The organism is Pseudotamlana haliotis (genome assembly GCF_008806375.1).
GTDB classification, from domain to species: Bacteria; Bacteroidota; Bacteroidia; order Flavobacteriales; family Flavobacteriaceae; genus Pseudotamlana; species Pseudotamlana haliotis.
Genome location: NZ_WAAT01000050.1, coordinates 251,997 through 265,296, shown reverse-complemented (window position 1 = coordinate 265,296; position 13,300 = coordinate 251,997). Strand labels below are relative to the sequence as shown.

12 protein-coding genes are annotated in these 13,300 nt (G+C 34.7%); 3 read left to right on the top strand and 9 right to left on the bottom strand.

Annotated elements, in window-relative coordinates; genetic code table 11:
• Positions 1-185 precede the first annotated feature (185 nt).
• Positions 186-1,379 (bottom strand): ADP-forming succinate--CoA ligase subunit beta, encoded by a 1,194-nt coding sequence (sucC, locus tag F6U93_RS12460; protein ID WP_150940306.1) that lies wholly within the window; start codon positions 1,377-1,379, stop codon positions 186-188.
• A 192-nt stretch (positions 1,380-1,571) separates the two neighbouring features.
• On the opposite strand from sucC, the gene lysA reads away from it, so the two are divergent.
• Positions 1,572-2,807, top strand: a complete 1,236-nt coding sequence (lysA, locus tag F6U93_RS12455; protein WP_150940304.1) for a diaminopimelate decarboxylase — start codon at positions 1,572-1,574, stop codon at positions 2,805-2,807.
• Between the two features lie 120 nt (positions 2,808-2,927).
• Here the strand turns inward: lysA and F6U93_RS12450 are convergent, their stop codons facing one another.
• Complete coding sequence (locus F6U93_RS12450) at positions 2,928-3,785, bottom strand: PPK2 family polyphosphate kinase (RefSeq protein ID WP_150940302.1); 858 nt, start codon at positions 3,783-3,785, stop codon at positions 2,928-2,930.
• A gap of 136 nt (positions 3,786-3,921) precedes the next feature.
• Between F6U93_RS12450 and F6U93_RS12445 the strand changes: the two genes are divergently transcribed.
• On the top strand, positions 3,922-4,698 hold the full coding sequence (locus F6U93_RS12445) for a hypothetical protein (RefSeq protein ID WP_150940300.1): 777 nt from the start codon (positions 3,922-3,924) through the stop codon (positions 4,696-4,698).
• A 176-nt stretch (positions 4,699-4,874) separates the two neighbouring features.
• Here the strand turns inward: F6U93_RS12445 and F6U93_RS12440 are convergent, their stop codons facing one another.
• From F6U93_RS12440 to F6U93_RS12415, 6 genes are all read right to left on the bottom strand, one after another.
• Positions 4,875-6,038, bottom strand: coding sequence for a sigma-54-dependent transcriptional regulator (locus tag F6U93_RS12440; protein ID WP_150940298.1), 1,164 nt, complete (start codon positions 6,036-6,038; stop codon positions 4,875-4,877).
• 35 nt (positions 6,039-6,073) lie between these two features.
• Positions 6,074-7,000: a mechanosensitive ion channel family protein gene (locus F6U93_RS12435; RefSeq protein ID WP_150940296.1), complete on the bottom strand. Its 927-nt coding sequence runs from the start codon at positions 6,998-7,000 to the stop codon at positions 6,074-6,076.
• Positions 7,001-7,003: 3 nt separating this feature from the next.
• On the bottom strand, positions 7,004-8,311 hold the full coding sequence (locus F6U93_RS12430) for an ABC transporter permease (protein WP_150940294.1): 1,308 nt from the start codon (positions 8,309-8,311) through the stop codon (positions 7,004-7,006).
• Positions 8,312-8,316: 5 nt separating this feature from the next.
• Positions 8,317-9,243 (bottom strand): ABC transporter ATP-binding protein, encoded by a 927-nt coding sequence (locus F6U93_RS12425; RefSeq protein ID WP_150940291.1) that lies wholly within the window; start codon positions 9,241-9,243, stop codon positions 8,317-8,319.
• 433 nt (positions 9,244-9,676) lie between these two features.
• Positions 9,677-10,789 carry a molecular chaperone DnaJ gene (dnaJ, locus tag F6U93_RS12420; protein WP_150940289.1) on the bottom strand — a complete coding sequence of 371 codons (1,113 nt, stop codon included), beginning with the start codon at positions 10,787-10,789 and terminating at the stop codon, positions 9,677-9,679.
• Positions 10,790-10,797: 8 nt separating this feature from the next.
• Positions 10,798-11,376 carry a nucleotide exchange factor GrpE gene (locus F6U93_RS12415; protein ID WP_150940287.1) on the bottom strand — a complete coding sequence of 193 codons (579 nt, stop codon included), beginning with the start codon at positions 11,374-11,376 and terminating at the stop codon, positions 10,798-10,800.
• Between the two features lie 148 nt (positions 11,377-11,524).
• On the opposite strand from F6U93_RS12415, the gene F6U93_RS12410 reads away from it, so the two are divergent.
• The gene (locus F6U93_RS12410) at positions 11,525-12,190 is read left to right on the top strand and encodes a YceI family protein (RefSeq protein ID WP_150940285.1); all 666 of its coding nucleotides are present in this window, start codon (positions 11,525-11,527) and stop codon (positions 12,188-12,190) included.
• Between the two features lie 137 nt (positions 12,191-12,327).
• Here the strand turns inward: F6U93_RS12410 and F6U93_RS12405 are convergent, their stop codons facing one another.
• The gene (locus tag F6U93_RS12405) at positions 12,328-13,230 is read right to left on the bottom strand and encodes a TIGR01777 family oxidoreductase (RefSeq protein ID WP_150940283.1); all 903 of its coding nucleotides are present in this window, start codon (positions 13,228-13,230) and stop codon (positions 12,328-12,330) included.
• Positions 13,231-13,300 lie beyond the last annotated feature (70 nt).

Genomic DNA, 13,300 nt, shown 5'->3' with positions numbered 1-13,300 from the left:
TATTGAAAATCAATCATTATGAGAACCTGAAATAAATTCAGAATGACGACAACGTTACTTTTTAGACAGCCAATTTTTTGTGTTACATCTAATTAATCAAAAAAAAAAAATCTCCGAAAGCAAAGCTTCCGGAGATTTTTATATAGAATACATTTTAAATTCTGTAAAAACAGGCTTTAAAATAATTACTTAGCTAATACTTCTTGTACTTTATCAGCAGCTTCTTGGAATTCTGTAGCACTTAGTACATCTAAACCAGAATTATCAATTAATTCTTTAGCGACATCGGCATTTGTTCCTTGTAAACGTACAATGATTGGTACATTAATGTTACCCATGTTTTTGTAAGCATCGATAACACCTTGTGCCACACGGTCACAACGTACAATACCACCAAAAATATTAATTAAGATCGCTTTTACAGCAGGATCTTTTAATATGATTTTAAAAGCAGCTTCTACACGTGCAGCATCTGCAGTACCTCCAACATCAAGGAAGTTAGCAGGCTCACCACCAGCTTGCTTAATTAAATCCATAGTTGCCATTGCTAAACCAGCTCCGTTTACCATACAACCCACGTTTCCGTCAAGGTCAACATAGTTTAAACCAAGTTCTCCAGCTTCAACTTCAATAGCACTTTCTTCACGTACATCACGTAAATCAACATAGTTTTTATGTCTGTATAAAGCATTATCATCAATCGTTACCTTAGCATCAACAGCCATGATTTTATCATCACTTGTTTTTAATACTGGGTTAATTTCAAATAAAGAAGAGTCAGACTTTACGTAAGCTGTATATAAAGCAGTTACGAATTTAGTCATTTCTTTAAATGCAAGACCAGATAAACCTAAGTTAAAAGCAATACGTCTCGCTTGGAAAGGCATTAAACCAACAATAGGATCAACTTCTTCAGTAAAAATTAAATGTGGTGTTTCTTCAGCAACAGTTTCAATATCCATTCCACCTTCAGTAGAATACATAATCATATTACGACCTGTAGCTCTATTCAATAATACAGATACATAAAACTCACTTGTTTCGCTCTCACCTGGGTAGTAAACATCTTCGGCAACTAAAACTTGGTGAACACGTTTTCCTTCAGCTGAAGTTTGTGGTGTCACTAAATCCATTCCAATAATTTGACCTGCAATTTCTTCAACTTCTTGAAGGTTTTTTGCAAGCTTTACTCCACCACCTTTTCCACGACCACCTGCGTGAACTTGTGCTTTAATAACGTGCCAGCTCGTTCCTGTTTCACTAGTTAACTGCTTTGCAGCAGCTACTGCTTCTTGAGCATTCTGTGCAACAATACCTCTTTGGATACGAACTCCAAAACTACTCAATATCTCTTTACCTTGATATTCGTGTAAATTCATAATTTGCTAATTGTTTAAGAAAAAAGCAAATATATATTATAGGCTTTACTTACCCTAATATTTAATACCGAAAACTCTAATAAGTTTTTATTAAAAAGTTAAATAATTAACACATTGTTTATTTTGTATAATTTTTTATTTATTCCTTTTTTATATTCCTTAAAGAAATATCTTTGCCAAAAATTATAAATTATGTTAGATAGTCAATTGCTTAAAATTGCGGAAGATTTTGGAAGTCCGGTTTACGTTTATGATGCGGAAAAAATCGAATTTCAGTACCACAGATTAACAAACGCCTTTAAGAATGTTAAGAAGTTAAAACTTAACTATGCGGTTAAAGCGCTATCTAATATCTCTATTTTAAAGTTGTTTAAAAAATTAGGATCTGGTATTGACACCGTTTCTATTCAAGAGGTTCAACTGGGTTTAGCTGCTGGGTTTTCACCAGAACAAATCATTTTCACGCCTAACGGTGTATCTTTATCTGAAATAGAAGAAGCTGCCAAACTTGGGGTTAAAATTAATATAGACAACCTTTCTATTTTAGAACAATTTGGAACAAAACATCCTAATGTACCGGTATGTATTCGTATCAACCCACACGTTATGGCTGGTGGTAATGCGAATATTTCAGTAGGACATATTGATTCAAAATTCGGAATTTCCATTCACCAAATACCACACATTTTACGTATTGTTGAAAATACTAAAATGCACATTAATGGTATCCATATGCATACTGGAAGTGATATTCTAGATATTGAAGTTTTCCTTTATGCTAGTGAAATTTTATTTGAAACAGCAAAGCAATTTAAAGACTTAGATTTTATTGATTTCGGTTCTGGTTTTAAAGTACCTTATAAAGCGGGAGATATCGAAACTAACATTGAAGAGTTAGGCGAAAAGTTAACCACAAGATTCAACAACTTCTGTAAAGAATACGGTAAGGATTTAACCTTAGCTTTTGAGCCTGGAAAATTTTTAGTAAGTGAATCTGGAAGTTTTTTAACTCACGTGAATGCGGTGAAACAAACGACTTCAACAGTTTTTGCTCAAGTTGATTCAGGATTTAACCACTTAATTAGACCAATGCTTTACGGATCGCACCATGATATTGTAAACATTTCAAACCCTAACGGACGTGAGCGTTTTTACACGGTGGTAGGTTACATTTGTGAAACAGATACCTTCGGAAACAACCGTCGTATTAATGAAATCAACGAAGGTGACGTATTATGTTTTAGAAATGCAGGAGCTTATTGCTTCTCAATGGCTAGTAACTACAACTCTAGATTTAAGCCTGCTGAAATTTTATGGTATAACAACGAAGCGCATGTGATTAGAGAACGTGAAACCATGGAAGACATTCTGAAAAATCAAGTTCAAATCGATTTTTCAACAAAAAAGAAAGCTGCAGCAGCTAAATAATTACTGCTCAAATCATATAAAAATCCTCTTTACTTTTTAGTGAAGAGGATTTTTTGTTTGAGCGCGTCATACCTAACTTGATGCAGTATCTCATCAAACCTATACTAAAATAAACCACAATTACTCATTATTTAACTGTGTCTTGTAATCTTCTAAATGCTTCTTAATCGCATCGTCTAATTCAGGTTCTTGAATATCATCAAACTTTTTAAGTGTATCGTATAAAATTTTAGCGACTAAGTAACGTGCTGAAGGTTTATCATCAGCAGGAATTGCATACCACGGCGCGTGAGGTTTTGAAGTTCTATTTATAGCATCTTCATAACAAACCTGATATTTATCCCAAAGTTTACGCTCTTTTAAATCGCCTGGAGAGAATTTCCAGTTTTTCTCTTGCTTATTTAAACGTCGTAATAAACGGTGTTTTTGTTCGTCTTTAGACAAGTTCAAGAAAAACTTAAAAATTAAAGTCCCGTTTTGAGCGACATGCTTCTCAAAATTATTGATTTGTTCAAAACGTTTATCCCAAAAGTCATCATCAACATCATTGACGCTATGAATATTAGGCAAATTTTCGCCCATAACATATTCAGGGTGTACTCGGGTCACCAATACATTTTCATAGTGTGTTCTATTAAAAACACCAAACTTACCACGTGCTGGAAGTGCGATGTAATGACGCCAAATAAAATCGTGTTTGAGCTCTAATTCTGTTGGTACTTTAAAACTATGTACCACTACGCCTCTAGCATTAAAATCTTTAAAAACTTCACGAATTAAACTGTCTTTCCCTGCCGTATCCATGCCTTGTAAACAGATTAAAACCGCATATTTCCCGTGCGCATACAAGGTGTCTTGTAGCTTTCCTAATTTCTTTCTTAGCTTTTTTAATTCCTTCTCAGCATCATCAATTACAACCTTAGTTTGCGAGTTTTTTAATATAATTTTTGAGCTTACTTTATAATGTTCGATGTTCATATTTTTTTCCTTTTTGGTTGACTTTTCTAATAAACAAGCTTAAATATAGTAAATCTAAATTTTGAACGGTAGCCCACAGTAATTTTAATAAATTTTACATATATTGGACCTACCTATTTATGTTAACCCAAATACTATGAAAAATTATTACCTACTATTTTTTCTAACGGCCTCTATGGTGGTTAGTGCTCAATCTGCATGCGACAATGCTCATGCGTACATGGGAAACGCCTACGCCCATGTTAAAGATTCTTACGAATCAAATAACGTCAGTCACTTAAAACATTACGCAAACCGTTCGGTGGAATCTTTTAAATTAGCTAAAAAATCTCTTGCTTCATGTAACTGTGATAAAGCGGTTGAATTGGCAAATAAAAGTATTGAAGCCTTAGAGAAAGTTGAATCTGCCGAAACTTTTGAAGACGGACGTTTTTTCGTGAAACGCGGACGTGAATTTAGTAAAGAAGGCCTTGTTGAAATCGACAAATGTGCATACAACCAATTTCAACCAGCCGCGGTGGCGAGTGTTGCTGTTGCAGGGACTACAATTAATTCCACGCCATCTAACTTAACAGAGCTAGAACAGGAACAACTTAAATTAAAGCAACAACAAGAGGCTTTAAGGTTAAAATCTCAACAAATCAAAGCGCAATTAGCGCAACAAGAAGCTCAAGAATTAGCCCTTAGAAAACAACAAATGATTCAAGCGTACAAGAGTCAGATATTAGAAAACATGAAATCTTACAACGAAACTTTAAAAGTATACGGAAGTCATTCTTATGTAAAATTTAAAGAAACCATTATTGACATGGAAACTAAAAGTATTTCTGAAATTAAATCACACTATTTAAACGAAATTAAAATGCTTACTAAAAACTATTTAGAAGCTTTAAATCAGTGTGAAGCGAGTTAATTTTATAGCTACTCAAATATAAAAAAGCTGTCTCAAAAAGTAGTGCTTACGTCATTCTGAACTTGATTCAGGATCTCATTATACTGATAACCTATCATTATGAGAACCTGAATCAAGTTCAGAATGACGAAAAGTTTCTTTTGAGACAGCTTTATTTTTCTAGAACTTAATTAACTTTACTTCGAAGCAAACAATTTCACATCTTGCTCACTCACTTCTTGTCCGCCAAGAATAATTAAGCGCTCTATAACGTTTCGAAGCTCACGAATATTTCCTGTCCAATCATACTCTTGAAGCTGTTTTATAGCCTTATCGGAAAACTTCTTTTTAGTAGAACCATTCTCTGAAGCAATCTTTTCTGAAAAATGATTCACCAATAAAGGAATATCTTCTCTCCTATCGTTTAAAGACGGAACTTCTATTAAAATAACAGCCAATCTGTGATACAAATCCTCACGAAAACGTCCTGCTTCAATTTCCTTTTTCAAGTTCTTATTGGTTGCAGCAATCACGCGGACATCAACTTTAATGTCTTTATCACTCCCCACGCGCTGAATACGACTTTCCTGTAAAGCTCGAAGCACTTTAGCCTGAGCAGATAAGCTCATATCTCCGATTTCATCTAAAAAGATCGTTCCACCATTAGCCGCTTCAAATTTACCAGCACGGTCTTTATTAGCACTTGTAAAGGCCCCTTTCACGTGACCGAACAATTCACTTTCAATTAATTCAGACGGAATAGCAGCACAATTCACCTCTATCAAAACACCTTTAGAACGGGCACTTTTTTCATGTAACCAGTGCGCTACCAACTCTTTTCCTGTACCGTTGGAACCTGTTATTAAAACTCGAGCTTCAGTAGGAGCGACTTTATCTATAATGTCTTTGATGTTAGAAATGGCTTGGCTTTCACCAATCATATCATACTTTTTACTCACCTTCTTTTTCAGAATTTTGTTAGCCACAACCAACTCCTTTTTTTCTAAGGCATTTCTAACCGTATTCAATAAACGGTTTAAATCTGGCGGCTTAGAAATATAGTCAAAAGCCCCCATACGCATGGTATTCACGGCAGTATCTAAATCGCCATGACCGGAAATCATAACCATAGGGATTTCAGGTTTTATCTTTTTTGTAGCTTCTAAGACTTCAACACCATCCATTTTAGGCATCTTAATATCACACAGCACCAAATCATAATCGTCATTTTTTATCTTTTCGATACCCTCTAAGCCATCAACGGCTTCTTCTACTTTATAGCTGTCATTTTCTTCGGAAAGAATTTTAACCAACACCCGTCTAATCGCTGCTTCATCTTCAATTACTAATATTTTCGACATACTTTAATTTTAAATCTGTAATTACAATTTAGTCATTACTGAGGTTTCTGAATAATATGAATATCTCTTTGCGGAAATGGTATGCTCACATTGTGTTCTCTAAACAATCTATCAATTTCAAAACGAATTTCACTTTTAGGGAACTGCCCTTTAAAACTATCATTTATAGTAAAAACCAGCTTAAAATCTAAAGAACTCGCACCGAAATCCATAAATAACACAGTCGGTTCTGGTTCGCTAAGCACTGATTCGTTGGTGCTAGCCGCTTGAATCAAAAGGCGTTTCACTAACTGCACATCGCTGCCATAGGCCACTCCTACAGACACAGACTCCCTGGTAACAGTGCCATTTTGTGTCCAATTAAAAAGCATATTTTCAAGATACAAATGATTAGGAATCACCAAAACTTTATTGTCAATGGTGACCGCTCGAGTGGTACGTAATTTAATTTCTTCTACGCGACCTATTTTACCTTCTATTTCAATAATATCACCAACATGAACGGTTTGGTCAACAAGAATAAAAATTCCGGAAATAATATCTTGAAATAAGGTTTGCAAGGCTAAACCAATACCTATTAACAAGGCTGCTGAAGCCGCGAAAATACCTGTCACATTAATTCCGATGGAATCGAAAACCACCAATATAACAATCAGATAAATCAGCCAACGTGCAAATGAAAAAACCGTTGTAAATTTCCGCTTATCATCTAATGGCATTTTTTTAGTGACCATGTTTTTGATGGCCCGTAAAATAAATGTTGTGGCAATTAAAACAATGGCTACAAGGAGCACATATTTTACCTTTAAAACGATTTCATGGGTATCCCCTTCAGTCACATAAGAGAAATCAATAATTTTGAATTCTAAAAACTGAATGAATTTTTCCCAAACACCACTTTCGGTAATGGTAGCACTAACTGTTTCTACACTTTTTTCTATTTTATCTCCTGTATCTTGCATGTTTTAATACTTAATCCATTTCATAAGCTCACGATAGCTCGGTTTTTTTCCATACATTAAAATACCTACCCGATATATTTTTGAAGCAAACCAAACCGTACCGATAAAGGTCGCTACTAAAATTAGTAATGATAGTACTTGTTGCCAAATAGGCACACCAAACGGAATACGCATAAGCATCACCACGGGTGAGGTTAAAGGTATAAACGAAAACACCGTTGAAACCGTACCATGTGGATCCTCAATAACTGTAAAAAACCCAATATAAACCGCCAAAATTAAAGGCATAATGATAGGCATCATAAACTGCTGGGTATCCGTTTCGTTATCCACAGCCGCACCAATGGCCGCATATAACGAGCTATAAAATAAATAACCACCGATAAAAAACAAAATAAACGCTATAACCAAGTTGGTTAAAGGTAAGTGATAAAAAGCATTGGCTATATTTTGAACCTGCATATTGACCTCCGGATTTTCCATGGCTTGTTGCATGGCCTGCTGCTGTGGTGTTGCAGCCATATCCACTCCTAAAACAATAGTCGCAACAGTCATTAATACACTACCAAAAATCAACCAAATAACAACCTGAGTAATACCGGCTAAAGAAGTTCCAATAATTTTACCAAGCATCAATTGCATGGGTTTTACTGATGAAATAATAACCTCAATGATTCTGTTGGTTTTCTCTTCTATCACACTACGCATAATCATGTTACCATATATTATGATAAACATGAACAGCAAATAGCCTGCTGCTCCACCAAAAATCAATTTGATAAGTCTATCCATTTTAGAGGTTTTTTCTCCATCAAAACTTTCTTGTTCAATGTTTATATTAACCTTAGAATTGTTAATCATTTCAACATCAACACCATTGGCTTGAAGGTTTAATCGCGTCAGGCGTTTTTCAACTTTATTTTCTATATCTGAAATTAAACTTATGGACGGTGACTCTTCTGAATAAAAGGTAATATGCTGGCTATCTATAGTGTGGTCTTTTAACTCATGAATATGTAATAACCCGGTACCTTCAGTTTCTAAAACGAGTGCTTGCGCTTCTTCAAGCGATAATCCGTGTAGTATATTATAGGTTGTCTGTTCGGTTTTTTTAAACACATCATAAACCAATTCTGATTCATCAAGCACAGAAATCACCCGTACTTTATCATTATTCAATTGAGTAAGATAAGCCACAAAGGCGATGAGCGCCATAAATATTATCGGACTTAAAAAAGTCATGATAATAAAGGATTTGTTTCTAACTTTTGTTAAGTATTCGCGTTTTATAATTAGCGGTAGGTGGTTCATAAAAGCTAGTTATTTTTTACGGTTTGAATGAATATATCGTTGACACTAGGAATGAGTTCTACAAAATGAGACACCTCACCTTTTGAGGTTAAATAGTTAAGAAGGTCGTTTGGTTTAATCGCCTCATCTAATTTTATATTCACTTTTAATTCATCATCAAGGGTTTTAAACTTGGCATTAGACACCTCAAATTTCGACTCCAATTCTTGTCTTAGTTGATTATTATCTGAGGTTCTGATACCAACTTCAAAGGTGTTGATTTTATATTGACGTTTAATATCAACTAACTTACCATCTAGTATTTTATTTGATTTATTGATCAAAGCAATTTCATCGCAGAGCTCCTCTACAGATTCCATACGGTGTGTTGAAAAAATAACGGTGGCGCCATTATCGCGTAATCGTAAAATTTCATCTTTAATTAAATTTGCATTAATGGGGTCAAACCCTGAAAAAGGTTCATCAAAAATCAGTAATTTAGGGTCATGTAAAACCGTCACCACAAACTGAACTTTTTGAGCCATCCCTTTAGAAAGTTCTTCTATTTTTTTATTCCACCAATCACCAATTTCTAAACGGTCAAACCAATATTTTAAACGTTTTTTCGCTTCAGCTTTACTCAAACCTTTAAGTTGGGCGAGGTACAAGGCCTGCTCTCCAACTTTCATCGATTTGTATAAGCCACGTTCTTCCGGCAGATAACCAATAGCACTAATATGACTGGGGTTAAGTAATTCTCCATCTAGGTGTACCGTGCCTGAATCTGGCATGGTGATTTGATTGACAATTCGAATTAAGGTGGTTTTTCCAGCACCATTAGGGCCTAATAAACCAAAAATACTGCCTTCGGGAACCGAAACAGATACTTCATTTAAGGCTCTAAAATCTCCAAACTTCTTGGAAACTCCATTCACCTCTAACAAATTACTCATAGAAATACTTTTAATGGTAAATATATTAAATGTATACAAGCAAGCTCAGCATTTTCACGGATTTATCCGACCAAATGCAAACACTAGAGTGGAAACCGCCATAAAGACTTTAAAAACCATAAAATTTTAAGGCTAAAATAGACCTCATCATGCTAATTATCATAGCAACTGACCCCATCACACTTCAACAAACATTAAACTGATTTACAGTAATTTAAAACCACAAAACAGTCTAAAAACAAAACCCACCCTTAAAAAATTAAGGATGGGAAAAAAATTGCTATGAAAAAGAAAAATTATCACTAAATTTAATTAGTGATTTTCAAATATACTTTTTTTTTTAATACTTCCTAGTAATGCGCAGTATATCTTATAGTTATTGACAAAAAAAATCCGCTATAAAAGCGGATTTCTTAATTTTCAATCGTTTTTGTTACGAAAACATATCTTTCACTTTCTCGAAGAAAGATTTATCTGAACTCTCTGGTTTTGGATCAAAATGCTCATCATCTTTCATAGTTTCGAAGAAATCTTTCTGTTGTTTATTTAAGGTTTTAGGTGTCCACACATTAACGTGTACTAACAAATCACCTTTTCCGTAGCCATTGATACTCGGTATTCCTTTTCCGCGTAAGCGTAAAATTTTACCCGATTGTACACCAGCTTCAACTTTGATCCGTACTTTTCCGGTAACGGTATCAATTTCCTTGGAAGTTCCTAAAACCGCATCAGGGAAACTCACATATAAATCATAATGTAAATTATCACCTTCGCGTTGTAATTTTTCGTGTTCTTCTTCTTCAATAACCACAATTAGGTCACCTGAAACCCCATTACCTGGTGCTTCGTTTCCTTTTCCAGAAACTTTAAGTTGCATACCATCAACAACACCAGCAGGTATTTTGATAGAAACAGTTTCTTCAGCCACTTTTAAACCTTGAGCATCAGCATCACTAGGTTTTTTATCAATGGTTTGTCCTGCGCCACCACAAGCATTACATGGTGCCGAAGTTTGCATACGCCCTAAAATGGTATTTGCAATACGTGTTACTTGTCCGCTACCCTGACATGTCGAACAAGTTTTATAGGTAGTACCAGGCGCTTGAACTTTACGTTTTACTTTAACCTTTTTCTCTACGCCATTAGCGATTTCTTCTAAAGTTAGCTTCACACGAATACGTAGGTTACTTCCTTTCATACGACGTTGGCCACCGCCTCCTCCGAAGCCTCCTCCAAAACCACCGCCACCGAAAATATCGCCAAACTGACTAAATATGTCATCCATATTCATGCCGCCGCCATAACCGCCACCGCCGCCATTCTCGAAGGCTTGGTGACCATATTGGTCGTAACGTGCTTTTTTATTTTCGTCGCTTAAAATTTCATAGGCCTCAGCGGCTTCTTTAAATTTAGCTTCAGCTTCCTTATCGTCTGGGTTTTTATCTGGGTGAAATTCAATCGCTTTTTTTCTATAAGCTTTCTTAATTTCAGCAGCTGTTGCCCCTTTATTTAGTCCTAATATTTCGTAAAAATCTCTTTTTGCCATATTCTATTTTATTGCCCAATAACTACTTTTGGAAAACGGATTACTTTTTCTCCTAAAACATATCCTTTTTCAACTATATCAATAATTTTTCCTTTTAAATCGTCGCTTGGTGCAGGTATTTGTGTAATTGCTTCGTGATTATCGGCATTAAAAACATCGCCTTTTTCAACTTCCATAGCCTTTAATCCTTTTTGTTGTAGGGTATTTACCAGTTTCTGATAAATTAAAAGCACGCCTTTACGTAATTCTTCAGCCTCTTTGTCGTCTTCAATATGACTTAAAGCACGCTCAAAATCATCTAAAACAGGTAATAATGTCTTCATTACACCTTCACTAGCTGTAGAAAACAGCTCAGCACGTTCTTTGGCTGTACGGCGTTTGTAATTTTCAAACTCAGCAAATAAACGCAAAAACTTCTCTTTCTCTTGCTTTAATTCTGCTTCAAGTTTCTCTTCGGCTGTTTCTTCAATCACTTGTTCACCAGCTTCTTGCTCATCAACAACTTGTTCTTCTACTTCAACGGTTTCGTTTTGTACACCGTCTACTTGTTCTTTGTCTATATCGTTGTTCTTATCTTTTTTACTCATCGTAAATGCAGGTTTTGAAATACTAAATTTAAGTTGGCAAAAGTACTGCCATTATTATAAAAATGTCATAATGTCATTAAATTTATTTTATTTTTTTTACCATGTACTATTCACTATTTTTGGTACTTAAACTCAAAACAATTATAACATGAAAAAGAATTTATCTATTCTAATATTATTAATTACCATTACGGCTGGTTTTACCTCTTGTAAAGACAAAACTAAAGAAGCAGAAATAACAGAAGCAGAAGCTCCAGTAGTAGTTGACGAAACTGAAAACATTGAAGTTTATAACGTAGTTCCCAAGGAATCAAGCATTGAATGGAAAGGTACTAAACCAACAGGAGAACACTTTGGTACTATTGCTATTCAAGAAGGTACTATAGAACGTAGTACTACTGACGGAGTTGTAGCTGGATCAATTACTATCGATATGAATTCAATTGTAGTTAAAGATATTCCTGCTGAAGAAGAAGGAAACGCAAAACTTTTAGGTCATTTAAAAAATGAAGACTTTTTTGATGTTGAAAACAACCCAACTTCAACTTTTGAAATTACAGAATTAGTAAAATCTGAAGGGAAGAATATACTTTCGGGTAACTTAACCATTAAAGGAATTACTCATAATATTAGTATTCCTGTTTCTGTTGATTATACAGATAACTCAGCAACTATTACAAGTGAAGCCTTCACTATTGATAGAACTAAATGGGATATTAAATATGGCTCAAAATCAATTTTTGATAATTTAGGTGATAAATTTATCAGTGATGATATTGAATTTAAAATCGTAGTTAAGGCTGCAAAAGCTTAATTTAAAAAGTGTTTTACCTTTTTAGAGGCTGTCTATAAAGTTGAAGTTTTCATCATCCTAATGAGTTATCAAAGGGATGCGATTCTGAAATAAATTCAGAATGACGAACTTAAATACTTTCTAGACAGTCTTTTTTTTTACAACAAATCAAACAAAGCTGGCTCTATATGGTGAAATTTAAAGAAAAAGCCTTTGTCTTCAATCTTTTTAGAACTCACACGCTGACTTTCATACAATAATGTATGCATTTTACCTAAAATGAGCTTCATGGCGAACTTTGGCACATTAGGCATAAAAAATGGTTTTTCAAGTACCTTAGCCGTAGTTTTTATCAACTCTTTATTGGTTACTGGGTTTGGAGCAACTGCATTATAAACACCTTCTAATTTAAATTTTAAAACATGATAGATAAGTTGCGTTAAATCGTATTGATGAATCCAAGACTGCCATTGTTTTCCGCTCCCAAATGCAGAGCCTAATCCAAAATTGACTGGTTTTACTAATTCCTGTAACATCCCTCCTTTATTAGACAACACTAAGCCAATTCTTATCTTAGAAACAGTTATCCCCAAAGGTTTGAAGGCGTCAACTTCCTTTTCCCAAGTATAAACCACTTTGCTTAAAAATGAGGTTTCTTTGATTTTATAACTCTCATCATAATAATTCGTAATAGAATCGGGGTACCCGCCAATTGCACTAGCAGAAATCACCTGCTTAATATCATGCGACTCCCCTTTTAAATTATTCACAAGCAATTTGGTAGTCTCTGTTCTACTTTTTAAAATTTCATGTTTGTAACAAGGTGTCCACCTTTTAGCAATAGTCGCTGCTGCCAAATGAATAATAGCGTCAACGTTTTTAAAACAATTGGTATCTATTTCTTTAGTCTTCGGATTCCAATAAAAACCAAGATAGTTTTCATCCTTAGAAATTTGAGATTTACGCGTTGTGAGGTAGCTCACTTGCACACCATGCCTATGACATAGTTTTACAATGTCCTGACCAATCATTCCTGTAGCCCCTGTAACTAAAACCCGCATCTTTATTTTTTTTACTAAGTTACTAAATGGTAGTGGTGGCTACTTCCTATTTATATTAGGTTTAACAGTA